Raw genomic sequence first — 26324 nt, 5'->3', positions numbered from 1 at the left:
CGTCATCCCCGGAACCCGATGCCCTTGAAGAGCACGGCGAACAGCGCGTCCACCAGAATCACCGCGGTGATGGAAGTCACCACCGACGAGGTGGTGCCGCGCCCCAGGCTCTCGGTGTTGGGCTTGACCTTCATGCCGAAGTAGCAGCCGATCAGCGCAATCAGCACGCCGAACACCGCCGACTTGGCCATGGCCAGCCACAGGTTCGAAATCGGCACCGCGCGCGGCAGCGCCGACAGGAAGTACGCCGGCGAAATGTCGAGCGCCGCGTCGGCCGCCAGCATGCCGCCTGCCAGCGCCGCCATCGAGGTCCACAGGCTGATCAGCGGCATCGCGATGGCCAGCGCCAGCACCCGCGGCATCACCAGCCGGAAGCCGTGCGCAATGCCCATCACGCGCATCGCGTCGAGTTCTTCCGTGACGCGCATCACGCCGATCTGCGCCGTGATGGCCGAGCCCGAGCGGCCGGCGATGAGCACCGCCGCCAGCACCGGCCCCAGCTCGCGCACCAGCGACAGCCCGAGGATGTTGACCACGAAGCTCTCGGCGCCGTACTGGCGCAGCTGCTGAGAAATGAGGTAGGCCAGCACCACGCCGATCAGCAGCCCGACCAGCGCCGTGATGTGCAGCGCCGTGGCGCCGAACTGGTACAGGTGCCCCGAGAAGTCGCGCCACGGCCCGCGGTGCGGCGCGCGAATCAGGCGCCCCACGTCGATCGCGAGCTGGCCGATCAGCCCGGTGAAGTCGCGCATCACGACCATGGCGCGCGGCCCGTTGTGCGCGAACGCGCGGATGCGGTCGGTCAGCGTGGGCGGGGGCTCCTCGGGCGTGGCGACGGTGTACTGCGCCACCTGGTCGAGCACCGCCTTGTGCTGCGGCGCCATTTCGAGCGTGGCGGGCCATTCGTGGCGCCAGTGGTCCCACAGCAGTTGCGCACCGATGTGGTCCAGCTGCTGGACCGGGCGCAGGTCCCAGGCGCGATCGTCGGCGGGCGGGGCGGCCTCCAGGCTCCTGGACAGGCCCAGCCAGGCCGGCTTGGACGACATGCCCAGCGCGGTCCAGCGGCCGCTGGCCACCGTCCACTGCCTTCCGTCCTGCGCCTGCTGCGCTACGCGGGGCCACGCGCTGTCGGCGGCTGAAGCGTCGGCAGGCGAAGTGGCTGGTGACATAGGGCGAATGAGGGGGAAAGTAGACAAAAAGCGGGGAAAGGGCGCATCGTAACCGCGTGCATCCGTGTGCCGTATGTCACAGACCCTTCGTTTGCGTAGGGCAGGACGCCGTTTGTTCAGGTTTTCTTCAGGTTCGGTACGCCGTTCGGCGCGTGTTCACGCCGAAAACCCTTCCGCCAACGCCGCCCGCAGCCACCCCACGAACGCCGTCACCGCCTGCGGCACATGCGTGGCGTACGGCCGTATCGCATACAGCCGCTCGCCGAAGGCGCCCACCGAGCGCCACTGCGGCAGCACCTCCACCAGCTTGCCCGCCTGCAGTGCCGACTGCGCGCTGAAGTCCGGCACCAGCGCAATGCCCAGCCCGGTCAGTGCCGCGTCGCGCAAGGCTTCGCTGTTGTTCGCGACCAGCGGCCCCGAGACCGGCACCGTGATGCGCGGCGCCGCGGCCTTGCCCTTGGGCTGCTTTCGGGCCTCGAAATGCCAGGTCGGCGTGTCCTGCGCGCGCGGGTAGTGCAGGCAGTCGTGGCCGGCCAGCGCCTGCGGTTCGCGCGGCGTGCCGCGGCGGCGCAGGTAGGCGCGGCTGGCCACCAGCAGCGAGCGGGTTTCGCACAGCGTCCAGGCCACGTGCGTGTCGGGCGGCGCGGCCGTGTGGCGAATGGCCAGGTCGAAGCCTTCCATCGCCAGCGAACTGAGCCGGTCCGAAAGGTCCAGCTCGATGCGCACCTCCGGCTGCGCGCGCAGGAACTCGGCCAGCCGCGGCACCAGCTGCTGGCGCGCAAAGGCCACCGGCGCCGTCACGCGCACCAGCCCGCGCGGCACGCCGGCCAGGTCGCGCACGCCCGCGAAGCTGTGCGCAATCTGCTCGAAGGGCCCGCGCATGTCCTCCACCAGCCGCTGGCCCGCCTCCGTGAGCCGCACGCTGCGCGTGGTGCGCTGCACCAGGGGGGCGCCGGCCGCGCGCTCCAGCTCGGCGATGCGCTGGCTCATGGCCGCCTTGCTCACGCCCAGGCGCAGCGCCGCGGCCGTGAAGCTGCCCTGTTGCGCCAGCACCGTGAGCCAATGCAGGTGCGTCCAGAGCGCCTCGATATTTTGGGGTTTCATGGATACATTGTTCAGCAGAGTGAACAATAAGTTCAAGCCTCATGGCTAGGCGCGGAACACGGCGCTGCCTAAACTGCCTGCATCCTCCCGACAGCAAAGCCTTCTCCATGACCACCTCCCTCGACCACTACATCGCCGGCAAGCCCGCCGCCAACACCTCCGGCCGCACGCAGGACGTGACCAACCCCGCCACCGGCGCCGTCACCGGCAAGGTCGGCCTGGCCGACACGGCCCAGGTCGCGGCGGCCGTGGCCGCCGCGCAGGCCGCCTTCCCGGCCTGGGCCGACACCCCGCCCATTCGCCGCGCGCGCGTCATGTTCAAGTTCCTGCAGCTGCTCAACGAGCACAAGGACGAGCTGGCCCACCTCATCACCGCCGAGCACGGCAAGGTCTTCACCGACGCGCAGGGCGAAGTCAGCCGCGGCATCGACATCGTCGAGTTCGCCTGCGGCATTCCGCAGTTGCTCAAGGGCGACTTCACCGACCAGGTGAGCACCGGCATCGACAACTGGACCCTGCGCCAGCCCCTGGGCGTGGTCGCGGGCATCACGCCCTTCAACTTCCCGGTGATGGTGCCGATGTGGATGTTCCCGGTGGCCATCGCCGCGGGCAACACCTTCGTGCTCAAGCCCAGCCCGACCGACCCGAGCGCGTCGCTGCGCATGGCCGAGCTGCTGAAAGAAGCCGGCCTGCCCGACGGCGTGTTCAACGTGGTGCAGGGCGACAAGGTCGCCGTCGACGCGCTGCTCGAGCACCCCGACGTCAAGGCCATCAGCTTCGTGGGCTCCACGCCCATCGCCAACTACATCTACGAAACCGGCGCGCACCACGGCAAGCGCGTGCAAGCGCTGGGCGGCGCCAAGAACCACATGGTGGTCATGCCCGATGCCGACATCGACCAGACGGTGGATGCGCTGATCGGCGCGGGCTACGGCTCGGCCGGCGAACGCTGCATGGCCATCAGCGTGGCGGTGCTGGTGGGCGACGTGGCCGACAAGATCATTCCCAAGCTCATCGAGCGCACCAAGACCCTGCAGGTGCTCAACGGCACCAACCTCGCCGCTGAAATGGGCCCGATCGTCACGCGTGCCGCGCACGAGCGCATCACCGGCTACATCGACCTGGGCGAGAAGGAAGGCGCCAAGCTGCTGGTCGACGGCCGCGGCTTCGACGGCAGCAAGGCCGGCGAGGGTTGCGGCGACGGTTTCTGGATGGGCGGCACGCTGTTCGACCACGTCACGCCCGAGATGCGCATCTACAAGGAAGAAATCTTCGGCCCGGTGCTCAGCTGCGTGCGCGTGGCGAACTTCAAGGACGCGGTCGACCTCGTCAACGCCCACGAATTCGGCAACGGCGTGAGCTGCTTCACCCGCGACGGCAACGTGGCGCGCGAATTCAGCCGCCGCATCCAGGTGGGCATGGTCGGCATCAACGTGCCCATTCCCGTGCCCATGGCCTGGCACGGCTTCGGCGGCTGGAAGCGCTCGCTGTTCGGCGACATGCATGCCTACGGCGAAGAGGGCGTGCGCTTCTACACCAAGCAGAAGTCGGTCATGCAGCGCTGGCCGGAAAGCATCGGCAAGGGCGCCGAGTTCGTGATGCCTACGGCCAAGTAAGCCGCGCCGGGCCGGCCGCGAGAGGGAGCGCGGCCGGGCACCGAGGGCATCGAAGGCAAAGCTCGCGTTAAATGCGTCCAGCGGCGCGCGCGAACGCAGGGGCCGCAACCCTGCGCTCGCAGCACGCCACCCGGCAAGAAGACGGAACAAAAAGACCATGAGAGACAACGACCACACCTTCGACTACATCATCATCGGCGCGGGCACCGCGGGCTCGCTCATGGCCAACCGGCTGAGCGCCGACAAGCGCAAGCGCGTGCTGCTCATCGAGGCCGGCCGCAAGGACGACTACCACTGGATCCACATTCCGGTGGGTTACCTGTACTGCATCGGCAACCCGCGCACCGACTGGCTCTACAGCACCGAGCCCGACGCCGGCCTCAACGGCCGCGTCCTGCGCTACCCGCGCGGCAAGACGCTGGGCGGCAGCTCCAGCATCAACGGCATGATCTACATGCGCGGCCAGTCGCGCGACTACGAGCACTGGGCCGACCTCACCGGCGACGACGGCTGGCGCTGGCAGAACGTGCTGCCGGCCTTCAAGAAGCACGAAGACCACTACCTGGGCGCCGACGAGATGCACGGCGCGGGCGGCGAATGGCGCGTGGAAAAGCAGCGCCTGCGCTGGGACATCCTGGACGCCTTCGCGGCCGCCGCCGAGCAGGCCGGCGTGCCGCACTCCACCGACTTCAACCGCGGCAGCAATGAAGGCGTGGGCTACTTCCAGGTCAACCAGAAGAACGGCTGGCGCTGGAACACCGCCAAGGCCTTCCTGCGCCCCACCTGCTACGGCCGGCCCAACTTCGAGCTGTGGACCGGCGCGCAGGTCTCGCGCCTGCTGTTCGAGACGCAGCCCGACGGCACGCGCCGCTGCACCGGCGCCGAGGTGTGGAACGGCACCGAGATGACCACCGCGTACGCCGAGCGCGAGGTGGTGCTGAGCGCGGGCGCCATCGGCTCGCCGCAGATCCTGCAGCTCTCGGGCATCGGCCCGGCCGACCTGCTGCGCCAGCACGGCATCGACGTGGTGCTCGACGCGCCCGGCGTCGGCGCCAACCTGCAGGACCACCTGCAGATCCGCGCGGTCTACAAGATCGACGGTGCGCCCACGCTCAACGTGATGGCATCCTCGATGGTCGGCAAGGCCAGGATCGGCCTCGAATACCTGATGAAGCGCAGCGGCCCGATGAGCATGGCGCCCTCGCAGCTCGGCGCCTTCACGCGCAGTTCGCCCGAGCGCGAATGGCCCAACCTGCAGTACCACGTGCAGCCGCTGTCGCTGGACGCCTTCGGCGATCCGCTGCACAGCTTTCCGGCCTTCACCGCGAGCGTGTGCAACCTCAACCCGACGAGCCGGGGCTCGGTGCGCATCAAGAGCAAGCGCTTCGAGGACGCACCGGCCATCGCCCCCAACTACCTGAGCACCGACGAAGACCGCCAAGTGGCGGCCGAGTCGCTGCGCGTGACGCGCCGCATCGCCGAGCAGCCCGCGCTGGCCAAGTACAAGCCGCAGGAGTGGAAGCCCGGCGTGCAGTACCAGACCGACGAAGACCTGGCGCGGCTGGCCGGCGACATCGCCACCACCATCTTCCACCCGGTGGGCACCACGAAGATGGGTGCCGACGCAGACCCGATGGCCGTGCTCGATGCGCGCCTGCGCGTGCGCGGCGTGCAGGGCCTGCGCGTGGTCGACGCGGGCGCGATGCCCACCATCACCAGCGGCAACACCAACAGCCCCACGTTGATGATGGCCGAGAAGGCGGCGGGCTGGATCCTGGAAGACGCCGCGCGCTGAGGCGGCTTCAGCCGCGCCCGGCGGGGGCGCGGCGCACGGGTTTGGCTTTGGGTCTAGGTTTGGGCGCAGGGGCCTTCACAACGTCCGCACGGGCGCTGTCGGCCAGGCGTGCCTTCGCGCCTTCGAGCATCAAGTCCACGCCGATCTCGAACAGCGCGTCCGGCCCGGCCTTTCTGTAGCTCGCGAAGGCCTCGGCCAGCAGCGGGCGCGAAGCCGCGGCGGCGTCCAGCGCCTGCTGCTGCGCTGCCGCGTCGGGCGGCGCCGCCTGTTGCTCCAGCACGCAACCCACGGTGTAGCGGCCCAGCGCGATCAGCAGCGTCATCGCCTGCACCACCGGCACGCCCAGGCCGACGACCGCGGCGATCTGGGCCTCGACCATGTCGAGGTCGCCCGGGTCGGGCTCCGAGCCCGCATGCAACCGGGCACCGTCGCGCCGTGCCAGCAGCGCGCGCCGGAAGCTGTGCGCGTTCTCGCGCAGGAACGCGTCCCAGGTCTCCCCAGGCAGCGGCAGCTTGCGCTCGTGCGTGCCGTGCAGGATCTGGCCGTTCATTGCGTCCAGCAGCGCGCGCTTGTTCTTGAAATGCCAATACAGCGCGGGCTGCTGCACGCCCAGCCGCTCGGCCAGCAGCCGGGTGCTGAGCTTGTCCATGCCGACCTCGTCCAGCAGCGCGAGCGCTGCCTCGAGGATCGCTTCGCGGTCCAGTTTCATGCCGATGTGTACCGATGTAGATGTTGATGCGCAGGCCGGCGCGCGCCGCCGCTTCACGGCCAGGAATTTATCGCTGATAATTCCTTATCAATGATAAATTTCCACCGTTCCCCTGACGCCCTGGCGGGCGCCGGCCGCGCGCATGCCGTGATCCTGGCCATTGTCACGCTCGACGCCGTGGGCATCAGCCTGGTCATGCCCATCGTGCCGGGCCTGCTGCGCGAGGTCGGCCACACCGGCAACCTCGGCTGGCGCTTCGGCGCCTTCCTTTCGCTCTACGCGCTGATGCAGTTCCTCTGCGCACCCGTGCTCGGCGCGCTCAGCGACCGCTTCGGCCGCCGGCCTGTGCTGCTCATCTCGGTGGCGGGCGCTGCCATCGACGCGCTCTTCATGGCCTTCGCGCCCTCGCTGTGGATGCTCTTCGTGGGCCGTGCGATCGCGGGCATGACGGGCGCGAGCACAGCCGTGGCCTCCGCCGCCATTGCCGACCTCACGCCCGAGCACCAGCGCGCGCGATGGTTCGGCCGCATGGGCGCCTGCTTCGGGCTGGGCTTCATTGCCGGGCCGGCCATCGGCGGCGTGCTCGGCGACCACGGCGTGCGGCTGCCGTTCGTCGCGGCTGCGGTGCTCAACGGCGTGACCTTCCTCGTCGGTGTGCTGGTGTTGCGCGAGTCGCGCCCGCCGGCGCTCGCCACGAAACCCTTCGATCGCGGCGTGCTGCATCCGCTCGCGCCGCTGCGCTGGGCCAGCAGCTTTCCGGCGCTGCTGCCCTTGCTCGGCGTCTTCCTGCTGCTGGTGCTGGTGGGCGAGGTCGCCGGAACGACCTGGGTGATCTACGGCCAGGACCGCTACGCCTGGAACGGCACCATGGTCGGCCTCTCGCTCGCGGTCTTTGGCCTGCTGCACGCGCTGGTGCAGGGCTTCGTTGCCGGCCCGGTGGTCGAGCGCTGGGGCGAGCGCGCGGCCATTGCCATCGGCACCATCGCCGACGGCACGGGCTATGCGCTGATTGCCTTCGCCACGCAGGGCTGGATGGCCATCGCGATGCTGCCGCTCCTGTGCATGGGCGGCGTCTGCGCCCCGGCGCTGCAGGCGACGCTCTCGGCGCGCGTGGGCGAGGCGCAGCAGGGGCGGCTGCAGGGCGTGCTCGCGAGCATCACCAGCCTGGCGGCGGTGTTCGGCCCGCTGCTCATCAGCCCGCTCTACTTCGCGTTCCGCACGCGCTTTCCGGGCATCGTGTGGCTGGCGGGGGCGTCGCTCTATCTGCTGTGCCTGCCGGTGCTGCTGCGCAAAACCCGGAGAACCGGCGCGCAGGGTTGACGGATCACTTCTCTATCGTCTTGTTCCAGCGCGCGTTCCATGCCGGGCGATTGGCGTTGATGCTCTCCCAGTCGATGGTGACGGCCGTCTTCATCCACTTGTTGATGTCCGCCACCTGCGCCGCGCCTTCGCCCTCGGCCGGCGCCTTGGGGTTGGTCGGAATCTGCGCGCCGTACTGCAGCACATTGGCCTGCGCCACCGGGCTCAGCAGGAACTCGGCGAGCTTTTGCGACAGCTCGGGCTCGCTGTTGTTGGCGATGACGCACTGGCCCACCATGAGCACCACCGCGCCTTCCTTGGGCGGCGCGTACTCCACCGGGATGCCCTTGGTCTTGAGCGCGGCCACGGCCGTGGGCGTCAGCGGGAAGATGGCCGCCTCGTTGGTCTGCACCATCTCCGAGAGCTTGGCCGAACTCGGGATGTACTCCAGCACGTTCGGGCCGACCGTGGTGGGCCAGGCCTTGAAGCCCGGCTCCACGTTCTTGTCGTTGCCGCCCTGGATGCGGTTGAACATCAGGAAGCCGTGCAGCCCGAAGGACGAGGACGACATCGACTGGAACACCACCTTGCCCTTGAACTTGGGGTCGGCCAGGTCCATCCACGAGGTGGGCGGCGCCCAGCCCTTTTCCTTGAACATCTTCGCGTTGTAGGCCAGGCCCGTCATGCCCAGGCTCACGCCGCTGGCCATGTCGTCCTTGAAGCGCGCGGCCGGATAGATCTCGCTGAGCGAGGGGTTGGGCTTCTGCTTCTGGCACAGCCCCATGCCGATGGCGCGCACCATGATGCCGTCGTCCAGGAACATCACGTGCATCTGCGGCTTGTCCTTGTTGGCCTGGGCCTTGGCCAGGATGTCGGACGAAGTGCCCGGCACCACCACCACCTTGGCGCCGTAGGCCTTCTCGAAGGCCGGGAACACGTACTGCGTGTACGCCTTCTCCATGGTGCCGCCGTTCATGCCGATGTAGATCGTCTTGTTCTGCGCGCTGGCGGTGCCGGCGGCGGCGAGCAGCGCCGCGAAGGTGATCGCACAAAGGAGGGAAGGGGACTTGGCGGTGCGGGACATGGTGTGCTCTCCAATCAAGTTCAGGGTGGGAATTCGGGCAGGGGTCAGGCGTGGGAAACGGAAACTGAAACGGGTTCTTCGTCGAAGCGCCCGATGGCGAAGGCGTCGATGGGTGTGTCGGTGCGCCCGTCGCGCGCCAGTTCGGCCAGCACCTCGCCGGCGGCCGGGCCGATCTGGAAGCCCGCGCCCGCGAAGCCGAAGCCGTGGAACAGGCCCGGCGTGGTGCGGCTCGGGCCGAGCACCGGTTCACGGTCGGGCAGGTAGCCCTCGGTGCCGCCCCAGGTGCGGATGAAATGCGCGTGGCGCAGCGTGGGCAGCAACTCGACCGCCTGCATCGCGAGCATGGCGATGGCGTCGTGGTCGGCGCGCGCGCGGTCGGCGCCGAGCGTGATGCCGGTGCCGCCGCCCATCACGAGGTTGCCGCGCGCGACCTGCCGGCAGTAGATGCCGCCGCCCTCCACGCCCAGGCTCCATGCCATGAAGTGCGGCACCGGCTCGGTCACCGCCATCACGGGGCTGCGTGCGCGCATGGGTGGCGTCTCGCCGAACTGGGCGGCAATGGCGCCGGCCCAGGCGCCGGCGCAGTTCAGCAGCACCGGGGCCTGCACTTCGAGCGTGCCTTCGGCATGCGTCGCGCGCACCATGAACAGGGCGCCGTCGTGCGCCACCTCGTCGACCTTGTGGCGCTCCAGCACCTGCGCGCCCGCGCGCCGTGCCGCCAGCGCGAAGGCCGGCGACACCAGCCGCGGGTTGGCCTGCCCGTCTTCCGGGCACAGCGAGCCGCCCATGGCGCGCGTGCCGAGCCAGGGGCATTGCGTGCGCAGGCGCGCGGCGGAGATCAGCTCCAGGCCCAGGTCGAAGTCGCTGCTCATGGCGCGGTAGCGCTCCAGCGAGGCCATGTCGGCCTCGCTGCGCGCGATCTTGAAATGGCCCGAGCGGATGTATTCGCCGTCGGTGCCCAGCAGCGCGGGCAGCTGGCCCCAGATGCGGTGCGCTCGCTGCGTCAGCGGCAGCTGGCTCAGCGGGCGGCCCTGGCGGCGCACGCCGCCGAAGTTCACGCCGCTCGAACGCGAGCCGCACAGGTCGCGCTCCAGCAGCACCACACCCAGGCCCATGCGGCGCAAGGCGAGCGCGGCCGACGCACCGACGATGCCGCCGCCGACGATGGCGACGTCGGTCTTCAGGGGGGTGATGCCGCTCATTCGCCGGTTCCTTCGTCGGTCGCCTTGCCGGCCTCTTCGACTGTTTCGGCGGTCGCTTCGGCGGGCACGAGCCGCAGCGGAATCGGCTTGATCGGCGCCTGCCCGCGCAGCCGCCCGACCTGCTGCAGCGGTTGCTGCGTCGCGTGCGCCAGGATTTCTGCCGCGGCCACGCCGCACATGCGGCCCTGGCAGCGGCCCATGCCGACGCGCGACAGGGCCTTCAGGCGGTTCATTTCGTCGGCGCCGTTGATCGCGACGGCCTGGCGCAAGGTGCCGGCCGTGATGTTTTCGCAGCGGCAGACCACCAGGTCGTCGCTGGCGTGCGCGGCCCAGTCCTGCGGCACGGGGAAGGCGCGCTCCAGCCCCCGGCGAAAGCCGACGAGCTTGCCCAGCTTGCGTTCCAGCGCCGATGCACGGGCCGTGTCGACGGGCATGCCGTTGTCCGCCAGCAGCGCCAGCGCCGCGCGCTCGCCGGCCCACTCGGCCGCATCCGCACCCATGATGCCGGCGCCGTCGCCCGCGAGGTACACGCACTGCACGCTGGAGCGGCCCGCCGCGTCGCACACCGGCAGGTGCGCGCGGTGCATGGGCGCGTAGTCGAAGCGGCAGCCCAGCAGGTCGGGCAGCTGCGTCTCGGAGCGCAGCGCGTAGCCGAAGCCCACCGCGTCGCAGGCCAGCGTGCGTTCCTCGTGGCCGTCCTGCCAGGCCACGCCGGTCACGCGGCCTTGCGTGTCGTCGCCGAGCACGCGCAGCGGGCGCACGCCGCTGTGCAGCGCCACCCCGTGCGCGCGCAGCCAGCCGACGTAGTACACGCCCTTGGCGAACACCGCGGGCTGCGCGAGCATGGCGGGGGTGGCGGCCAGCTGGTCGGACAGGCGCGCGGTGTCCAGCACCGCGGCCACCTTCACGCCGGCCTTCGCATATTGGTATGCCACCAGGTACAGCAGCGGTCCGGTGCCCATGAACACCACGCGCTGCCCGATGGCGCAGCCCTGGAACTTGAGCGCCACCTGGGCGCCGCCCAGCGTGTACACGCCCGGCAGCGTCCAGCCCGCCACCGGCAGCACGCGGTCGGTGGCGCCCGTGGCCACGATCAGGTGGCTGTAGGGCACGCGGTGGTTGGTGTGCGTGGGGCCGTGCATCACGTCGAGCAGCCGGTCCTGCGCGTTCCACACCAGGCTGTCGCGCCGGTGCTCGATGCGGCCCTGCAGCGCGTCGAAGGAGGCGTGCACGCCTTCGGCGCGCTTCGACTCCAGGCCGTAGAGCGTTTGCGTGCTGCGCTGCGCCAGGCTGGCGGGCGGGCGGCGGTAGATCTGGCCGCCGGCGCGCGAGGCCTCGTCGATCACCACGGGCCGCAGGCCGTAGGCCACCAGCGTCTGCGCCGCGCGCACGCCGGCCGGGCCGGCACCGACGATCACGGGGCGGATGTCGGCTGAGCCCGTCATGTGCCGATCTTTCCCGTGACCAGCGCCATGCCGGGCGCGATGAAGGTCGAGCACGCGCGCAGCCGGTCACCGTCGCCGGTGGCGATCCAGCAGTCCTGGCAGGCGCCCATCATGCAGAAACCCGCGCGCGGCAGGCCGCTGAACTCGTTGCGCCGCAGCTGTTCGCCTTGCGTGAGCACGGCGGTCAGCACGGTGTCGCCGGCGAGTGCGCTGGCGGGCGCGCCGTCGAGCGTGAAGGCCACGGCCTCGCGGCCGGTGGTCTCGGCCACGCGGTGCAGCAATGCATGGGAAGTGATCGTCATTTGCTGCGTCCCACCAGCACGCGGTCCAGCCCGTAGATGCGGTCCAGCAGCACCATCGCGAAGGCCGTGACGGCCACCATCAGCGCCGACACCGCCGCCATCAGCGGGTCGATCGACTCGGTGGCGTACATGTACATGCGCACCGGCAGCGTCACCGTGCTGGGCGAGGTGACGAAGATGGACATCGTCACTTCGTCGAAGCTGTTGATGAACGACAGCATCCAGCCGCCCGTGACGCCCGGCAGGATCATCGGCAGCGTGATGCGGCGGAACACCGTGGCCTGGCTCGCGCCCAGCGACAGCGCGGCCTGCTCGGCGCTGCGGTCGAAGCCCACCAGCGCCGCCACCACCAGGCGCAGCGTGTAGGGCGTGACGATGAGCGCATGCGCCATCACCAGCCAGGCGAAGCTGCCCGTGCCGCCGACCAGCGAGAACAGCCGCAGCAGCGCCACGCCCAGCACCAGGTGCGGCACGATCAGCGGCGACAGGAACAGGCCGTTGAGGAAGTTGCGCCCCGGAAACGCGTAGCGCGTGATCGCCATGCCGGCCGGCACCGCCAGCAGCGTGGCGATGGTGGCCGAACTCAGCGCGAGCCACAGGCTGTTCCAGAACGACTGCATGAAGTCGGGGTGCGCGAACACCGCGCGGAACCAGCGCAGCGAGAAGTGCGTGGTCGGAATGGTCAGCGTGTTCTCGGGCGTGAACGCCACGACGCACACCACCACCAGCGGCGCGAGCATGAAGGTGATGACGAGCGCGTTGAACGCGAGAGCGATGGGGCCGTTCTTGTTCATCGCTCAGGCCTCCCGCCGGGCCGCCCCAAGGGAGGCCTGCGCCCCCTCGGGGGGCAGCGAATACACGAAGTGATGGAGCGTGGGGGTCATGTCAGCCCAGCGCTTTCTTGTAGCGGCCTTCTACGAGGCGGTTGTAGCTGAGCATCACCACCAAGTTGGCCACCAGGAGCACGAGTGCTACCGCGGCACCGAGCGGCCAGTTGAGTTCGCTCAGGTACTCGTCGTAGACGATGGTCGCGACCATCTTCAGGCGCCGCCCGCCCAGCAGACCCGGAATGGCGAACGAACTCGCTGCCAGGCCGAACACGATCAGGCTGCCCGAGAGGATGCCCGGCATCACCTGCGGCAGCACGATGCGCCGCAGCGTGGTGAAGGGCGTGGCGTTGAGCGACAGGGCTGCGTTCTCCACGCCCGGGTCCAGCTTCTGCAGCGAGGTCCACACCGGGATCACCATGAACGGCAGCATCACGTGCACCAGCGCAACGACCACGGCGGTGCTGGTGTACAGGATCTTCACCGGGCCGATGCCCAGCAGCCCCAGCAGGCCGTTGACCGCGCCCTCGGGCCCGAGCAGCATGCTCCAGCCGAAGGCGCGCACCACCACCGACACCAGCAGCGGCGCCAGCACCACCAGCAAAAGGACCGAGCGCCACGGGTTGCGCATGCGGCTGAGCACATAGGCCTCGGGCGCGCCGACGACCACGCAGATCAGCGTGACCAGGCCCGACACCCAGAAGGTGCGCCAGAAGATGCCCAGGTAGTACGAGTCGGAGAACACCAGCGCGTAGTGCGCGAGCGTGAACTCGCCCGCCTTGGGACCGGTGGCCGGGTCGTACACGTTGAACGACAGCACGGCCGTGAGCGCCAGCGGCACCAGCAGCAGCGCGGTGAACAGCAGCAGCGCGGGGGCGCTGAGCCACCACGGGGTGGCCTTGTGCTTCAGCGCGGTGCTCATGCGGCGACCGCTTTCTCCGCCGGCAGCAGCCGCATGCAGTGCGCCGGCCAGTCGAGGCCGGTACGGGCGCCTTCCTCGAGCGCCTCGCGCCCGTCGTTGGGGCTGAGCACCGTGAGGTCGCCCACGGCGGTGGCCACGCGGTAGAGCCACTGGCTGCCGAGGAAGAAGCGCTCCTGCACTTCGCCGTCGAGCCGGCCCTGCCCCGGCGGCACCAGCTGCAGCTTTTCGGGCCGCACGCTCAGCAGCGCCGCGGCGTCGATGCGGAAGCCCGTGTCGTCCACGTCGAGCGAGAGCGCGCCTACTTCCACGCAGGTGCGCGTGGCGCCGCTGCTCGAGACGCGGCAGTCCAGCAGGTTGGCCTTGCCCACGAAGGTGGAGATGAAGCGCGTGCTCGGATGCTCGTACACGCGCTGCGGGTGGTCGATCTGCGTGGCGCAGCCGGCTTCCATCACCACCACGCGGTCGCTGATGGACATGGCCTCGCTCTGGTCGTGCGTGACCATCACCGTGGTGGTGCCCACCTTGCGCTGGATCTGACGCAGCTCGAACTGCATCTCCTCGCGCAGCTTGGCGTCCAGGTTGGACAGCGGCTCGTCCAGCAGCAGCACCGGCGGCTCGATGACCAGCGCGCGGGCCAGCGCCACGCGCTGCCGCTGGCCGCCCGAGAGCTCGCGCGGATAGCGCGTGGCGTGCGCTTCGAGGTGCACCAGCGCCAGCGCCTGCTTCACGCGCTCGCTGCGCTCTGCCTTGGGCATCTTGCGCATCTCGAGGCCGAAGCTCACGTTGTCGGCCACCGTCATGTGCGGGAACAGCGCATAGGTCTGGAACACGATGCCCAGCCCGCGCGTGTTGGCCTTGGCATGCGTGATGTCCTTGCCCGCGAGCTCGATGCGCCCGCTGCTCACCGCCTCGAAGCCCGCAATCATCTGCAGCGTGGTGGTCTTGCCGCAGCCCGAGGGGCCGAGCAGCGAGACGAACTCGCCTTTTTCCACCGTGAGGTTCATGGCCGACACCGCGCGGGTGGCGCCATAGAACTTGGTGACGTCGGTGAGCCGGAGGAATGACATGGAGGCTTGCCTTTCTGCGGGAGCGAAAAGATGGCTCCGGGCACCTGGATTCATCTTGGTGCGGGCCATGGACAGCTTGCTGCGTTCGATTCACTCTATTGCAACGATTGCGCCAGATCGCCTCGGGTATTCCATTAATCAGAATCTTTCTTCAATTTATTCCGTTCAATGGAATATGATGGCCGGGAGTAATCAAGACAATTCCACAGGAGCAAGGTATGGAAAGCACTTCGGACGCCGCACCGGCCACCGCCCCGTCCAGCGGCGGCGTGCCGCGCGTGTTTTCGGTGATCCGGGCGCTCGGCGCGGTGCAGGCCGAGGGCGGGCGTGTGACGCAGATCGCACGTTCCGTGGGCCTCACGCAGGGAACCACGCACCGTTTGCTGCAGTCGCTCATGGCCGAAGGCATGGTCGAGCAGGACGAGCGCACCAAGCTCTATCGCCTGGGCATCGATTTCTTTGCGCTCGCGGCCAGTGCGGGCAACCCCGGCGACCTGCGCTCCATCTGCCGGCCGGTGCTGCTGCGGCTGTGCGCGAGCCTGGGGGACAGCATCTTCCTGCTGGCGCGCAGCGGCTTCGACGCCGTCTGCCTGGACCGCAGCGAAGGGCCGTTTCCCATCCGTTCGTTCACCGGCGACATCGGCGGGCGCATTGCGCTGGGCGTGGGGCAAGGGGCGCTGGCCATCCTGGCGTTTTTGCCGGAGGCGGAGCGTGAAGAGGTGATCCGCTTCAACCTGTCGCGCGTGCGCGAGTACGGCGTGTACGACGAGGTGTACCTGCGCACCGAGATCGAGCGCGTGCGCCAGCAGGGCTACGCGGGGCGCAACACCGGGCTGCTCGAAGGCATGGCGGGCGTGGCGGTGCCCATCCTCGACCGCGAAGGGCGCGCGGTGGCCGCGCTGAGCGTGGGCACCATCGCCGACCGGCTCAATGCCGACCGCATGCCGACGGTGGTGGAACTGCTCAAGCGCGAGGCCGCGGCCATCGGGCCGAAGATCAACCCGTTCGACGCGACGCTGCGGCGGCCGGCGCAGAGCCTGGCAAGTTCGCCGGCGGGGCAGAAGATCGAGCTGCCGGAGCCGCCCGGGCCGGGGAAGGCCTGAGCCTTCAACGCCGGCGCATCGACAACGCCGGCTTCAACGCCAGCGCATCGACAACGCCGGCTTCAACGCCAGCGCATCGACAACGCCAGCTTCAACGCCGGCGCATCGGCATCCTGTCGATCTCCGCGAACACCGCCTGCAGGTCGACGTCGGGCCCTTCGGTCATCTTCACGCCGCCGTCCTTGCCCACCAGCACGAAGGCGGGCGGGCCCGCCCCATCGAGTTTCAGCGCGGCGAGCAGCGCGCGGGTCTGCGCCGCGTCGAGGGGTTGCGCGTTGCGGCGGCCCTGGCCCGCGACCACCGTGTAGAGCACCATCTCGCGGTCGATGAAGGCTTCGCGCGTGGCCGTCTGGCGCAGGGCGGACTCGACCTTGCGCAGCAGCGCGTCACCTTCTGCCGGCACCACCACGACCACCGGGCGCGTCTTCCAGCGCTCGGCCACGAGCGGGTTGCGGTCCGCGGCGACGGCCGCGAGCGGCAGGGCCACGCCCAGCGCGGCCAGGGTGGGCTTGAGGAAGCTCGAAAAAGGCATGTTCACTCCTTCAGCTTGATGTCTTCGCTCTTGGCTTCCTGCATCGCTTCGGGTTCCAGCTCTTCGGCGTAGCGGTTGAGGCGGATGAACACGCCCCAGCCCGCCATCAGCAGGCCCACTGCGCTCAGCAGCGCGGCGCCGTACAGCATGAGCTCGGGCGTCTCGCGGGCCTTGAAGATCGCGACCAGGCCCTCGACCGCCACGGCCACCACGATCACCACCATGAACCGCGACAGGAACCGGCGCACCCGCGTCGGCGCGCCGATGTGGGCGTCGCGCACCACTTCTTCTTCGAGCACGGTCTGGGAGATCTGCAACGCCACGACCGCGGCCGCCAGCAGGCCGACCGCCTCGATCACCGCTTCGGCCGCCGAGATGTCGATGCCCTGCATGACGGCGACAAAGCCCGCGTGCCCCGCGACCACGATCAGCACCACGGCCGCTGCGGCGAACGCGAACGCCGTCAGCGCGTGGAGGGCGGCGTAGAGGGAGAGGATCGTCTTCATGGCGGTCGGGCAAGTGGGGGTGGCGCATCTTGGATGCGGCCTTGCGCCTTGTGCGTAGGCGCGCAGCCCGTCGGATGCGCGGCGCACGCCATCATCCTTCCTGAAACGCATCAGGTCCTTCCATTTTTTCACTAGCCAATCGCGCGCAGTTCGCTGATATTGGCCGGGTTCCACCCCCGTACCGCCTTCCTGCCTTCCTTCTTTCTCCTCCCTCCCGGAGCGCGTCCATGTCCGAAGCCCACCCCCCTCTTTCCCAGGCGTCCGTCGCCGCCGAAGTCGAACAACTGCTGCAGCGCCTGGGCGTGCCCCGCGAGGCCCACACCGGCGGCGAACTGACGGTGCGCTCGCCGGTGTCCGGCGAGGTGGTCGCGCAGGTGCGGCAGACCAGGCCGGCGGAGGCCACCGCCGCCATCGGCCGCGCGCACGACGCCTTCAAGGCCTGGCGCAACGTGCCGGCCCCGCGCCGCGGCGAACTGGTGCGCCTGCTGGGCGAAGAGCTGCGCGTCGCCAAGCGCGACCTGGGCCGCCTGGTCACGCTGGAGGCCGGCAAGATCCCGTCCGAAGGCGCGGGCGAGGTGCAGGAAATGATCGACATCTGCGACTTCGCGGTGGGCCTGTCGCGCCAGCTCTACGGCCTCACGCTGGCCACCGAGCGCGCCGAGCACCGCATGATGGAAACCTGGCATCCGCTGGGCGTGTGCGGCGTGATTTCGGCCTTCAACTTTCCGGTGGCCGTGTGGTCGTGGAACGCGGCGCTGGCGCTGGTGTGCGGGGACTCGGTGGTGTGGAAGCCGTCCGAGAAAACACCGCTGACCGCGCTGGCCGTGCATGCCATCGCGCAGCGCGCCGTCGAGCGCTTCGGCGACGCGCCCGAAGGCCTGCTGGGCCTGCTGCTGGGCCAGCGCGACATCGGCGAGGTGCTGGTGGACGACCACCGCGTGCCCATTCTGTCGGCCACCGGTTCCACCGCCATGGGCCGCCAGGTCGGGCCGAAGCTGGCTGCCCGCTTTGCCCGCGCCATCCTGGAGCTGGGCGGCAACAACGCCGCCATCGTCACGCCGTCGGCCGACCTGGACCTCACGCTGCGCGGCATCGCCTTCGCGGCCATGGGCACGGCGGGCCAGCGCTGCACCACGCTGCGCCGCCTGTTCGTGCACGACAGCGTGTACGACCAGCTGGTGCCCAAGCTGGCCAAGGTCTACGGCAACGTGCAGGTCGGCGACCCGCGCGAGGCCGGCACGCTGGTGGGGCCGCTGATCGACCGCGCGGCCTTTGACGGCATGCAGAAGGCGCTCGGCGAAAGCCGCGAGATCGGCGCCACGGTGCATGGCGGCCAGCGCGTGGACGGCATCGGCACGCAGGACGCCTACTACGTGCGCCCCGCGCTGGTGGAGCTCAAGTCGCACGCCGGCCCGGTGCTGCGCGAGACCTTCGCGCCCATCCTGTACGTGGTGCGCTACGGCACGCTCGACGAGGCCATCGAATGGCACAACGAAGTGGGCGCGGGCCTGTCGTCGTCGATCTTCACGCTCAACGTGCGCGAGGCAGAGCGCTTCATGTCGAGCGCGGGCTCTGACTGCGGCATTGCCAACGTCAACATCGGCCCGAGCGGCGCGGAGATCGGCGGCGCCTTCGGCGGCGAGAAGGAAACCGGCGGCGGGCGCGAGGCGGGCTCGGACAGCTGGAAGGCGTACATGCGCCGCGCGACCAACACCATCAACTACTCGACCGCGTTGCCCCTTGCACAAGGCGTGACCTTCGACATCGGCGACTGACCGCCTTCCCGGTTCGTTCGAACCTGCCGCGCAGCAGCCCTGCTGCGGTGGCAGGCGGGCGGCCGCATGCATTCACCACAACCATAAGCAGGAGACAGAGACCATGAACATTCCCTTCAAGACCGCCACAACCACCGCCATCGCAGCCGCAATGCTCGCGCTCGCGTGCGGCGCCGCCGCGCAGACCACCCCCGGCACGCTCGACAAGATCAAGAGCAGCGGCAAGGTCGTGCTCGGCGTGCGCGAAGCCTCGCCGCCCATGGCCTACATGCTGGGCGCGGGCGAGAAGTACGTGGGCTACCACGTGGAGCTGTGCGAGCGCGTGCTGAAGGACATCGCGCCGCAGGCCAGGCTGGAGTACATGGCCGTGACGGCGCAGAACACCATTCCGCTGGTGCAGAACGGCACGCTGGACATCGGCTGCGGCCCCACCACCAACAACACCGCGCGCCAGCAGCAGGTGGCCTTCGCGCTCACCACGTACGTGAGCGAAGTGCGCATGGCGACCAAGGTCGACTCGGGCATCGCCACGCTCGACCAGCTGGCGGGACGCAACGTGTCGGCCTCCACCGGCACCACCGCCGTGCAGCTGCTGCGCAAGCGCGAGCGCGCGCAGAACGTGTCTTACAACACCATGCTGGGCAAGGACCACCTCGAAAGCTTTCTGCTGCTGGAGTCGGGCCGCGCCGATGCCTTCGTGCTCGACGACAACCTGCTGGCCGGCATCATCGCGAACTCGAAGAGTCCCGCGTCGTACCGCATCGTCGGCGAGGCGCTGGGCTCCGAGCCGATCGCGCTGCTGTTCCGCAAGGACGACCCCGCCTTCAAGGCGGCGGTGGACGACTCGCTGCGCCGCATGATGAAGAGCGGCGACCTCGAGAAGATCTACACCAAGTGGTTCGTGGCCGCCATTCCGCCGAAGAACACCAGCCTGAACCTGCCGATGAGCCCGGCGCTCAAGCAGCTGATGGCCGAGCCCAACGACAAGCCGCTGGAGGCCTACGCCAAGTGAGCCTGGACACGGTTGCTTTCCTGCCGGCGCAGCGCGTGCGCGCCATCGGCGTCTCGGAAATCCTGCGCATCACCGACCACGCCAACGCGCTCAAGCGCGCGGGCCGGCCGGTGATCGTGCTGGGTGCGGGCGAGCCCGATTTCGACACGCCGCCGAACGTGCGCGACGCCGCGGTGCGCGCCATCGAACGCGGCGAGACGCGCTACACGGTGCTCGACGGCAGCCCGGCGATGAAGGCCGCGGTGCAGCTGAAGTTCAGGCGCGACAACGCGCTGGACTTCGCGCCCGACGAGATCAGCGTGAGCGCGGGCGCCAAGCAGGTCATCTTCAACGCGCTGATGGCCAGCCTGGACCCGGGCGACGAGGTGATCCTGCCCGCGCCGTACTGGACCTCGTACGCGGACATCGTGCGGATCTGCGGCGGCGTGCCGGTGGTGGTGGCCTGCTCCGAAGCCGACGGCTTCCGGCTCGATGCGGCGCAACTCGACGCGGCCATCACGCCGCGCACACGCTGGCTGTTCCTCAACTCGCCGTCGAACCCGAGCGGCGCGGCCTACGGCGCGGCGCAACTCAAGCCGCTGTGCGAAGTGCTGCTGCGGCATCCGCAGGTGTGGGTGCTGGCGGACGACATCTACGAACACATCCTCTACGACGGGCACGCCTTTGCGACGCCGGTGGCGGTCGAGCCGCGGCTGCGCGAACGCACGCTGACCGTCAACGGCGTGTCGAAGGCCTACGCCATGACCGGCTGGCGCGTGGGCTACGGCGCAGGGCCGCGCGCGCTCATCGCGGCCATGGCCGTGGTGCAGAGCCAGACGACCTCGTGCCCGTCGTCCATCAGCCAGGCCGCGGCCATCGAGGCGCTGACCGGGCCGCAGGGCATCGTGGCCGAGCGCTGCGCCGACTTCCAGGCGCGCCGCGACTTCGTGGTCGCCGCGCTGAACCGCGCGCCCGGCCTGCACTGCCGCGTGCCCGAAGGCGCGTTCTATACCTTCGCGAGTTGCGCGGGCGTGCTCGGCAAGCGCACACCCGGCGGCACCTTGCTGCAGAGCGACAGCGACTTCTGCGGCTACCTGCTGCAGGACTTCGAGGTGGCGGTGGTGCCAGGCAGCGTGTTCGGGCTGGCGCCGTATTTCCGGATTTCGTATGCGACGGCGATGTCGCAGCTGGAAGAGGCGTGCAGTCGCATCATTGCCGCGTGCAACGCCCTCGAATGACTTTGACTTTCTCCCTCCCCCGCTGGGGGAGGGCAGGGGTGGGGGCCCGCGGCATGTCGATTGCTGCCGGCTCATCCAGCGCCGCTTGCCCCCATCCCAGCCTTCCCCCAAAGGGGGAAGGAGCAATACCCTGCGTCGTCGTTTCGTCGAGCCCGCATTTCTCCCTCCCCCGCTGGGGGAGGGCAGGGGTGGGGGCTCGCGGCATGTCAATTGCCGTCGGCTCAACCAACGCCGCTTGCCCCCATCCCAGCCTTCTCCCAAAGGGGGAAGGAGCAATACCCTGCGTCTTCGTTTCGTCGAGCCCGCATTTCTCCCTCCCCCGCTGGGGGAGGGTAGGGGTGGGGGCTCGCGGCATGTCAGTTGCTGTCGGCTTGACCAGCGCCGCTTGCCCCCATCCCAGCCTTCCCCCAAAGGGGGAAGGAGCAATACCCTGCGTCTTCGTTTCGTCAAGCCCGCATTTCTCCCTCCCCCGCTGGGGGAGGGYAGGGGTGGGGGCTCGCGGCATGTCAGTTGCTGTCGGCCTGACCAACGCCGCTTGCCCCCATCCCAGCCTTCCCCCAGAGGGGGAAGGAGCAACACCCCATACCTTCAGCCCTTTGGAACAAGCATGACCTCACCCCGCACCGGCGGCCAGATCCTGGTCGACCAGCTCATCACCCATGGCGTGCAGCAACTCTTCTGCGTGCCCGGCGAAAGCTTTCTTGCCGTGCTCGACGCGCTGCATGACGCATCGATCGACGTGACCGTGTGCCGCCAGGAAGGCGGCGCGGCCATGATGGCCGAGGCGCAGGGCAAGCTCACGGGCAAGCCCGGCATCTGCTTCGTCACGCGCGGCCCGGGCGCCACCAACGCGGCGGCCGGCGTGCACATCGCGCACCAGGACTCGACGCCGCTGCTGCTCTTCGTGGGCCAGGTCGCGCGCGAGGCGCTGGGCCGCGAGGCCTTCCAGGAACTCGACTACAGCGCCGTGTTCGGCACCATGGCCAAGTGGGTCGTGCAGATCGACGACCCGGCGCGCGTGCCGGAGCTGGTGTCGCGCGCCTTCCACGTCGCCACCTCGGGCCGGCCCGGCCCGGTGGTGATCGCGCTGCCGGAAGACATGCTGACCGAGGCCGCGACGGTGGCGAACGCGCTGCCTTACGCGGTGACCGAAACCCATCCGGGTGCGTCGCAGGTCGCCGAACTGCAGCAGCGCCTGGCGCAGGCGCTGCGCCCGGTCGTCATCCTGGGCGGCAGCCGCTGGTCCGAAAAGGCCGCGCTGCAGTTCGCGGAATTCGCGGCGGCGTTCTCGCTGCCCGTGTACTGCTCGTTCCGCCGCCAGATGCTGATGTCCGCCGAGCACCCTTGCTACGCCGGCGACCTGGGCCTGGGCGCCAACCCGCGCATGCTGGAGCGCATCCGCCATGCCGACCTGGTGCTGCTGGTCGGTGGCCGCCTGTCGGAAGTGCCGTCCCAAGGCTACGAGCTGCTGGCGATTCCGCAGCCGAAGCAGGCCTTGGTGCACGTGCACGCCGATGCGGACGAACTCGGCAAGCTCTACCGCCCGGCGCAGGGCATCCACGCCACGCCGCAGGCTTTTGCCGAAGCGGTGACCGCGCTGCGCCCCGCATCCACGCCCGCGTGGCAGGCCGAGACCAAGACCGCGCGCGAAGACTTCCTGCGCTGGAGCGACCCGGCGCCGATCCGCATTCCGGGTCCGCTGCAGATGGGCGAGGTCATGCAGCACCTGCGCGAGGTGCTGCCGGCCGACACCATCTTCTGCAACGGCGCGGGCAACTTCGCCACCTGGGTGCACCGCTTCTGGCCGTTCCGCGCGTTCGCCAGCCAGCTGGCGCCCACCAGCGGCTCGATGGGCTACGGCCTGCCGGCCGGTGTCGGCGCCAAGCGCTTGTGGCCGCAGCGCGAGGTGGTGGTGTTTGCCGGTGACGGCGACTTCATGATGCACGGCCAGGAGTTCGCCACCGCCGTGCAGTACGGCCTGCCGATCCTCGTGGTGCTGCTCGACAACGCCATGTACGGGACCATCCGCATGCACCAGGAAAAGCACTACCCCGGCCGCATCAGCGCCACGCAGTTGAAGAACCCCGACTTCCGCGGCTATGCCGAGGTGTTCGGCGGCCACGGCGAGCGCGTGACGAACACCGAAGAGTTCGGCCCCGCGCTGGCCCGCGCGCGAGCGAGCGGCAAGCCGGCCATCCTGCATTGCCTGCTGGACCCGGAGGCCATCACCCCGGGGAGCACGCTGCAGTCGATTCGCAAGGCGGCGTTGGCTGCGGGCTGAGTTCGGGAATCGGCATCGGGGGGCGGGGTTCGTTCAGCGCAACCCGCCCACGTACCGCGGCGGCGGCGTCGGCGGCTGCCCGTCGGGTTGCCGCGCCGCCAGCCGGGCAGCGCGCGCCAGCGGCTCCATCGCCTGCTCCAGCCGCGTGGCCAGTTGGTCGAGCTCCTCGTCCTTGGTTTCGGCGGCGTGCGCGCGCGTCATGCGCACGATCTCGGCGGCGTACTCCGCGTTGGTTGCCATCCACTCGGTGTCGGTCACGCGCCCATGCTTTCGCCGCAGCGCCACATGAAGGCGGGCGGCGAGGGCGATGCGTTCGCTTTCGGACATGGATGGCATGGTTCCTCCGACGGTAGATCAACTCCCCAGGTGTTCCTTGTGCTGTGCAAGATCGAGGCCCAGCAGCTCGCTGTTTGCGTCGACGCGCAAGCCCACCAGCACATGCACCAGCCAAAGCACCACCGCCGTCCCCGTCGCGCTGTAGATGGCCACGCTTCCCACCGCGACGGCCTGCGTCAGCACGTCGCCCGTGACGCCCGAAATGCGCGCATCGGCGAACACCCCCGTGAGCAGCGCACCCACGATGCCACCGATGCCGTGCACGCCGAACACGTCCAGCGAGTCGTCCGCCCCCAGCATGTGCTTGAGCCCGGTGGCGCCCCAGTAGCACGCCAGCCCCGCGATGGTGCCGATGGCCAGCGCCGCCAGCGGCGTGACGAAACCGGCCGCCGGCGTGATCGCCACCAGCCCGGCCACCAGGCCCGAGCACAGGCCCAGCAAAGAGGGGCTGCGCCGCACGATCCACTCGCCGATCATCCAGCTCATGGCGCCGGCCGCCGCCGCGATGTGCGTCACCAGCATCGCCAGGCCCGCGCGCCCGTCGGCTGCCACGGCCGAGCCTGCATTGAAGCCGAACCAGCCGACCCACAGCAGGCCGGCGCCCATCATCGTCATTGCCAGGCTGTAGGGCTCGAAGGCCTCGCGCCCGTAGCCTTTGCGCGGACCCAGCGCATAGGCGCAGACCAGCCCCGCGATGCCCGCGTTGACGTGAACCACCGAGCCGCCGGCGAAGTCGAGCGCGCCCATCTGCGCGAGCCAGCCGCCCGGCTCCCACACCCAGTGCGCCACCGGCGCATACACCAGCACGCTCCACAGCAGCGCGAACCACAGGATGGCCGAGAAGCGCATGCGTTCGACGAAGGCGCCCAGCACCAGGGCGGTGGTGATGATCGCGAAGGTCAGCTGGAACATCGCGTAGACCGACTCGGGCACGTTGGGCGCGACATGGCTCACCGCCACCTGGCCCGCTTCCTTCAGGTACTCGAAGCCCGAGAAGCCCCACCGCCCGAGCCCGCCCAGCCAGGGCCAGCCGGGCGTGAAGGCCAGCGAGTAGCCCAGCGCGAACCAGGTCAGCGAGACCACCGCGGCAATCGCCACCACGGCCGCCATGGTGGCCAGCACGTTCTTGCGGCGCACCATGCCTGCGTAGAAGAGCGCGATGCCGGGCAGCGTCATCAGCAGCACCAGCGCGGTCGAAGTCATCATCCACGCGGTGTCTGCCGCGCTGATGGAGGCGTGCGTTGCCAAGGCCATGGCCGTTGTCTTCTTCGAGTTGTGGACTGTTGCCTTACGTGCACAAGTCGTGCCACCTTGTTAACTCATCGACACACTTTCGTTCGCAAATCGTGTGTCGGACCTGAGTCAAAGCGGGTAATTCCCAATGCACTGACGCGGTGCACGCTCTAAAGTCTGCCCACTCGCGAACGGGCCCTGCTCGTACTGCCGAGGGTCCGAGGAGACAACTTCCCGATCAACAAGAAAAATCTTCAAAGGCTCCGTACGAGATGCCTGTTTCGAACTTGAAAGACGCCGCTGGTCGGCGTCTTTTTTTTGCCTGTTCCGAAGGGCGCGGCCCGGCCTTTTTTCTCAAGCTGAATGCACCCCATACGCTTGTCATACCTGCGTGTGACGCTACTTTTTTAATAGCATTCCGGGTGAGACAATCGCCGCCATGGAAATGCTGGTGGTCACGGGTGCCTCGCTGCTTGCGGGTTTTGTCGATTCGATCGTGGGCGGAGGCGGGCTGGTCCTGGTGCCGGCGCTGTTCGCCGTGTTTCCGAGCGCACCACCGGCGACCCTGCTGGGCACCAACAAGAGCGCGTCCATTTGGGGCACGGCCGCCGCGGCGGCCCAGTTCAGCCAGCGGGTGCAGATGCGCTGGGGGGCCCTCTGGCCGGCCGCATTGCTCGGCTTCGCCGGTGCGATGCTGGGCGCCTGGGGTGTCACGATGTTTCCCGGCGACTTCCTGCGCCGGGCGCTGCCCGTCATCTTGCTGGGCGTGCTTCTGTACACGCTGGCGCGCAAGGACATGGGCCGGCTGCACGCGCCGCGTTTCACCGGCCGCGCCGAAACGCTGGCGGCCTGCACCATCGGCCTGTCGATCGGGCTGTACGACGGCTTCTTCGGGCCGGGCGCGGGCAGCTTCCTGGTGTTCCTGTTCGTGCGCTGGATGGGCTACGACTTCCTCAACGCCTCGGCCTCCGCCAAGATCATCAACACCCTGACCAACGGCGCCGCGCTGATCCTGCTGGCGGCCAAGGGCCACGTGTGGTGGCACTACGGGCTGGTGATGGCGGTGGCCAACGTGGCCGGCAGCCTGCTGGGCACGCGCGTGGCGCTCAAGCATGGCGCCGGCTTCGTGCGGGGGGTGTTCATCGTGGTGGTGAGCGCGCTGATCCTGAAGACGGCGTACGACGCGTTCCTGAAATGAAAAAAGCCCCAGGCGCCGAGCCAGGGGCTTCTTCCAGAAACACCGAGGAACCGCTTTGCCGGGCCTCGGGTGTTGCCCCCGGTGGCGGGCCTATTCTTCGACGAAGGCTTCCTCGCGCTTGGCCTTGATGGCCGGCAGCAGCACGATGCCCAGCAGCATCACCGCGGCCACCAGCAGCCCCGCCGACAGCGGCCGCGTGACGAACACGCTCCATGCACCGCGCGACAGCAGCAGGGCGCGCCGCAGGTTCTCTTCCATCATCGGCCCGAGGATGAAGCCCAGCAGCAGCGGCGCGGGCTCCGTCCTGAGCTTGATGAACAGGTAGCCGATGAAGCCGAAGGCCGCCACCATCCACACGTCGAAGGTGTTGTTGTTGGTCGAGTACACGCCGATGGCGCAGAACAGCACGATCGCCGGGAACAGGAACTTGTAGGGCACCGTCAGCAGCTTGATCCACATGCCGATGAGCGGCAGGTTCAGGATGATCAGCATCGCGTTGCCGATCCACATCGAGGCGATCAGGCCCCAGAACAGCTCGGGGTTGCTGGTCATCACCTGCGGGCCGGGCTGGATGTTGTGGATCGTCATGG

At 69.2% G+C, this 26324-nt stretch carries 24 protein-coding genes; 9 read left to right on the top strand and 15 right to left on the bottom strand.

Features of this window, described 5'->3' with window-relative positions; translation table 11 throughout:
* Window positions 1–2: 2 nt before the first annotated feature.
* Both AC1DJH_RS21860 and AC1DJH_RS21855 read right to left on the bottom strand, forming a co-directional pair.
* Entirely contained in the window at window positions 3–1169 is a 1167-nt protein-coding gene (locus AC1DJH_RS21860; RefSeq protein WP_472113885.1) for an MlaE family ABC transporter permease, read from the bottom strand.
* Window positions 1170–1325: 156 nt separating this feature from the next.
* Window positions 1326–2273 carry a LysR family transcriptional regulator gene (locus tag AC1DJH_RS21855; protein ID WP_478187144.1) on the bottom strand — a complete coding sequence of 316 codons (948 nt, stop codon included), beginning with the start codon at window positions 2271–2273 and terminating at the stop codon, window positions 1326–1328.
* A gap of 107 nt (window positions 2274–2380) precedes the next feature.
* On the opposite strand from AC1DJH_RS21855, the gene AC1DJH_RS21850 reads away from it, so the two are divergent.
* Together AC1DJH_RS21850 and AC1DJH_RS21845 are read left to right on the top strand one after the other, a co-directional pair.
* Window positions 2381–3889, top strand: a complete 1509-nt coding sequence (locus AC1DJH_RS21850; protein WP_478187143.1) for a CoA-acylating methylmalonate-semialdehyde dehydrogenase — start codon at window positions 2381–2383, stop codon at window positions 3887–3889.
* Between the two features lie 157 nt (window positions 3890–4046).
* Window positions 4047–5684: a GMC family oxidoreductase gene (locus AC1DJH_RS21845; protein ID WP_478187142.1), complete on the top strand. Its 1638-nt coding sequence runs from the start codon at window positions 4047–4049 to the stop codon at window positions 5682–5684.
* 7 nt (window positions 5685–5691) lie between these two features.
* Here the strand turns inward: AC1DJH_RS21845 and tetR are convergent, their stop codons facing one another.
* Complete coding sequence (gene tetR, locus AC1DJH_RS21840; RefSeq protein WP_478187141.1) at window positions 5692–6393, bottom strand: tetracycline resistance transcriptional repressor TetR; 702 nt, start codon at window positions 6391–6393, stop codon at window positions 5692–5694.
* A 90-nt stretch (window positions 6394–6483) separates the two neighbouring features.
* Here tetR and tet point away from each other — a divergent pair, with 90 nt between their 5' ends.
* The gene (gene tet, locus AC1DJH_RS21835) at window positions 6484–7713 is read left to right on the top strand and encodes a Tet(A)/Tet(B)/Tet(C) family tetracycline efflux MFS transporter (protein WP_478187140.1); all 1230 of its coding nucleotides are present in this window, start codon (window positions 6484–6486) and stop codon (window positions 7711–7713) included.
* 4 nt (window positions 7714–7717) lie between these two features.
* On the opposite strand, the gene AC1DJH_RS21830 is transcribed toward tet, so the two are convergent.
* The 7 genes from AC1DJH_RS21830 to AC1DJH_RS21800 all read right to left on the bottom strand — a co-directional run bounded on the left by AC1DJH_RS21830 (window position 7718) and on the right by AC1DJH_RS21800 (window position 14541).
* Entirely contained in the window at window positions 7718–8776 is a 1059-nt protein-coding gene (locus AC1DJH_RS21830; protein ID WP_478187139.1) for an ABC transporter substrate-binding protein, read from the bottom strand.
* A gap of 44 nt (window positions 8777–8820) precedes the next feature.
* Window positions 8821–9978: an NAD(P)/FAD-dependent oxidoreductase gene (locus AC1DJH_RS21825; RefSeq protein WP_478187138.1), complete on the bottom strand. Its 1158-nt coding sequence runs from the start codon at window positions 9976–9978 to the stop codon at window positions 8821–8823.
* On the bottom strand, window positions 9975–11423 hold the full coding sequence (locus AC1DJH_RS21820; RefSeq protein ID WP_478187137.1) for an FAD/NAD(P)-dependent oxidoreductase: 1449 nt from the start codon (window positions 11421–11423) through the stop codon (window positions 9975–9977). The genes AC1DJH_RS21825 and AC1DJH_RS21820 overlap by 4 nt, the downstream gene beginning before the upstream one ends.
* Window positions 11420–11725 (bottom strand): (2Fe-2S)-binding protein, encoded by a 306-nt coding sequence (locus AC1DJH_RS21815; RefSeq protein ID WP_478187136.1) that lies wholly within the window; start codon window positions 11723–11725, stop codon window positions 11420–11422. The genes AC1DJH_RS21820 and AC1DJH_RS21815 overlap by 4 nt, the downstream gene beginning before the upstream one ends.
* A complete protein-coding gene (locus tag AC1DJH_RS21810; protein ID WP_478187135.1) occupies window positions 11722–12519 on the bottom strand; it encodes an ABC transporter permease in 798 nt (265 codons plus the stop codon). The genes AC1DJH_RS21815 and AC1DJH_RS21810 overlap by 4 nt, the downstream gene beginning before the upstream one ends.
* 91 nt (window positions 12520–12610) lie before the next feature.
* On the bottom strand, window positions 12611–13474 hold the full coding sequence (locus tag AC1DJH_RS21805) for an ABC transporter permease (RefSeq protein ID WP_478187134.1): 864 nt from the start codon (window positions 13472–13474) through the stop codon (window positions 12611–12613).
* Window positions 13471–14541: an ABC transporter ATP-binding protein gene (locus AC1DJH_RS21800; RefSeq protein ID WP_478187133.1), complete on the bottom strand. Its 1071-nt coding sequence runs from the start codon at window positions 14539–14541 to the stop codon at window positions 13471–13473. The genes AC1DJH_RS21805 and AC1DJH_RS21800 overlap by 4 nt, the downstream gene beginning before the upstream one ends.
* Before the next feature lie 218 nt (window positions 14542–14759).
* On the opposite strand from AC1DJH_RS21800, the gene AC1DJH_RS21795 reads away from it, so the two are divergent.
* Window positions 14760–15644: an IclR family transcriptional regulator gene (locus AC1DJH_RS21795; RefSeq protein ID WP_478187132.1), complete on the top strand. Its 885-nt coding sequence runs from the start codon at window positions 14760–14762 to the stop codon at window positions 15642–15644.
* 91 nt (window positions 15645–15735) lie between these two features.
* Here the strand turns inward: AC1DJH_RS21795 and AC1DJH_RS21790 are convergent, their stop codons facing one another.
* The gene (locus tag AC1DJH_RS21790; protein ID WP_478187131.1) at window positions 15736–16176 is read right to left on the bottom strand and encodes a DUF4174 domain-containing protein; all 441 of its coding nucleotides are present in this window, start codon (window positions 16174–16176) and stop codon (window positions 15736–15738) included.
* A 2-nt stretch (window positions 16177–16178) separates the two neighbouring features.
* The gene (locus tag AC1DJH_RS21785; RefSeq protein ID WP_478187130.1) at window positions 16179–16682 is read right to left on the bottom strand and encodes a hypothetical protein; all 504 of its coding nucleotides are present in this window, start codon (window positions 16680–16682) and stop codon (window positions 16179–16181) included.
* Between the two features lie 227 nt (window positions 16683–16909).
* On the opposite strand from AC1DJH_RS21785, the gene amaB reads away from it, so the two are divergent.
* From amaB to AC1DJH_RS21765, 4 genes are all read left to right on the top strand, one after another.
* Entirely contained in the window at window positions 16910–18457 is a 1548-nt protein-coding gene (gene amaB, locus AC1DJH_RS21780) for an L-piperidine-6-carboxylate dehydrogenase (RefSeq protein ID WP_478187129.1), read from the top strand.
* A gap of 103 nt (window positions 18458–18560) precedes the next feature.
* A complete protein-coding gene (locus AC1DJH_RS21775) occupies window positions 18561–19469 on the top strand; it encodes an amino acid ABC transporter substrate-binding protein (protein ID WP_478187128.1) in 909 nt (302 codons plus the stop codon).
* Entirely contained in the window at window positions 19466–20686 is a 1221-nt protein-coding gene (locus AC1DJH_RS21770) for a pyridoxal phosphate-dependent aminotransferase (protein WP_478187127.1), read from the top strand. Before AC1DJH_RS21775 ends, AC1DJH_RS21770 begins: the two co-directional genes overlap by 4 nt.
* Before the next feature lie 607 nt (window positions 20687–21293).
* On the top strand, window positions 21294–22967 hold the full coding sequence (locus tag AC1DJH_RS21765; protein ID WP_478187126.1) for a thiamine pyrophosphate-binding protein: 1674 nt from the start codon (window positions 21294–21296) through the stop codon (window positions 22965–22967).
* Window positions 22968–23000: 33 nt separating this feature from the next.
* Here AC1DJH_RS21765 and AC1DJH_RS21760 read toward each other — a convergent pair whose 3' ends face one another.
* Window positions 23001–23303: a hypothetical protein gene (locus AC1DJH_RS21760; RefSeq protein ID WP_472113832.1), complete on the bottom strand. Its 303-nt coding sequence runs from the start codon at window positions 23301–23303 to the stop codon at window positions 23001–23003.
* A gap of 18 nt (window positions 23304–23321) precedes the next feature.
* A complete protein-coding gene (locus AC1DJH_RS21755) occupies window positions 23322–24557 on the bottom strand; it encodes an ammonium transporter (protein ID WP_472113829.1) in 1236 nt (411 codons plus the stop codon).
* Between the two features lie 418 nt (window positions 24558–24975).
* On the opposite strand from AC1DJH_RS21755, the gene AC1DJH_RS21750 reads away from it, so the two are divergent.
* Complete coding sequence (locus tag AC1DJH_RS21750) at window positions 24976–25734, top strand: TSUP family transporter (RefSeq protein WP_478187125.1); 759 nt, start codon at window positions 24976–24978, stop codon at window positions 25732–25734.
* Between the two features lie 90 nt (window positions 25735–25824).
* On the opposite strand, the gene AC1DJH_RS21745 is transcribed toward AC1DJH_RS21750, so the two are convergent.
* The coding region (locus tag AC1DJH_RS21745) for a tripartite tricarboxylate transporter permease (RefSeq protein ID WP_478187124.1) at window positions 25825–26324 on the bottom strand (500 nt) is incomplete at its 5' end.

Source organism: Variovorax sp. 10N412 (genome assembly GCF_056394985.1).
This window is presented reverse-complemented; position numbering and strand designations above follow the sequence as displayed.

What these genes read in the sequence shown, in the direction of transcription:
- AC1DJH_RS21825 (WP_478187138.1), bottom strand. Translation starts at nt 9,978, where the DNA reads ATGAGCGGCATCACCCCCCTGAAGACCGACGTCGCCATCGTCGGCGGC.
- AC1DJH_RS21850 (WP_478187143.1), top strand. Translation starts at nt 2,381, where the DNA reads ATGACCACCTCCCTCGACCACTACATCGCCGGCAAGCCCGCCGCCAAC.
- AC1DJH_RS21860 (WP_472113885.1), bottom strand. Translation starts at nt 1,169, where the DNA reads ATGTCACCAGCCACTTCGCCTGCCGACGCTTCAGCCGCCGACAGCGCG.
- AC1DJH_RS21855 (WP_478187144.1), bottom strand. Translation starts at nt 2,273, where the DNA reads ATGAAACCCCAAAATATCGAGGCGCTCTGGACGCACCTGCATTGGCTC.
- AC1DJH_RS21750 (WP_478187125.1), top strand. Translation starts at nt 24,976, where the DNA reads ATGGAAATGCTGGTGGTCACGGGTGCCTCGCTGCTTGCGGGTTTTGTC.
- AC1DJH_RS21810 (WP_478187135.1), bottom strand. Translation starts at nt 12,519, where the DNA reads ATGAACAAGAACGGCCCCATCGCTCTCGCGTTCAACGCGCTCGTCATC.
- AC1DJH_RS21765 (WP_478187126.1), top strand. Translation starts at nt 21,294, where the DNA reads ATGACCTCACCCCGCACCGGCGGCCAGATCCTGGTCGACCAGCTCATC.
- AC1DJH_RS21845 (WP_478187142.1), top strand. Translation starts at nt 4,047, where the DNA reads ATGAGAGACAACGACCACACCTTCGACTACATCATCATCGGCGCGGGC.
- AC1DJH_RS21755 (WP_472113829.1), bottom strand. Translation starts at nt 24,557, where the DNA reads ATGGCCTTGGCAACGCACGCCTCCATCAGCGCGGCAGACACCGCGTGG.
- amaB (WP_478187129.1), top strand. Translation starts at nt 16,910, where the DNA reads ATGTCCGAAGCCCACCCCCCTCTTTCCCAGGCGTCCGTCGCCGCCGAA.
- AC1DJH_RS21830 (WP_478187139.1), bottom strand. Translation starts at nt 8,776, where the DNA reads ATGTCCCGCACCGCCAAGTCCCCTTCCCTCCTTTGTGCGATCACCTTC.
- AC1DJH_RS21805 (WP_478187134.1), bottom strand. Translation starts at nt 13,474, where the DNA reads ATGAGCACCGCGCTGAAGCACAAGGCCACCCCGTGGTGGCTCAGCGCC.
- tetR (WP_478187141.1), bottom strand. Translation starts at nt 6,393, where the DNA reads ATGAAACTGGACCGCGAAGCGATCCTCGAGGCAGCGCTCGCGCTGCTG.
- AC1DJH_RS21795 (WP_478187132.1), top strand. Translation starts at nt 14,760, where the DNA reads ATGGAAAGCACTTCGGACGCCGCACCGGCCACCGCCCCGTCCAGCGGC.
- AC1DJH_RS21815 (WP_478187136.1), bottom strand. Translation starts at nt 11,725, where the DNA reads ATGACGATCACTTCCCATGCATTGCTGCACCGCGTGGCCGAGACCACC.
- AC1DJH_RS21775 (WP_478187128.1), top strand. Translation starts at nt 18,561, where the DNA reads ATGAACATTCCCTTCAAGACCGCCACAACCACCGCCATCGCAGCCGCA.
- AC1DJH_RS21800 (WP_478187133.1), bottom strand. Translation starts at nt 14,541, where the DNA reads ATGTCATTCCTCCGGCTCACCGACGTCACCAAGTTCTATGGCGCCACC.
- AC1DJH_RS21785 (WP_478187130.1), bottom strand. Translation starts at nt 16,682, where the DNA reads ATGAAGACGATCCTCTCCCTCTACGCCGCCCTCCACGCGCTGACGGCG.
- AC1DJH_RS21790 (WP_478187131.1), bottom strand. Translation starts at nt 16,176, where the DNA reads ATGCCTTTTTCGAGCTTCCTCAAGCCCACCCTGGCCGCGCTGGGCGTG.
- AC1DJH_RS21820 (WP_478187137.1), bottom strand. Translation starts at nt 11,423, where the DNA reads ATGACGGGCTCAGCCGACATCCGCCCCGTGATCGTCGGTGCCGGCCCG.
- AC1DJH_RS21760 (WP_472113832.1), bottom strand. Translation starts at nt 23,303, where the DNA reads ATGCCATCCATGTCCGAAAGCGAACGCATCGCCCTCGCCGCCCGCCTT.
- tet (WP_478187140.1), top strand. Translation starts at nt 6,484, where the DNA reads ATGATAAATTTCCACCGTTCCCCTGACGCCCTGGCGGGCGCCGGCCGC.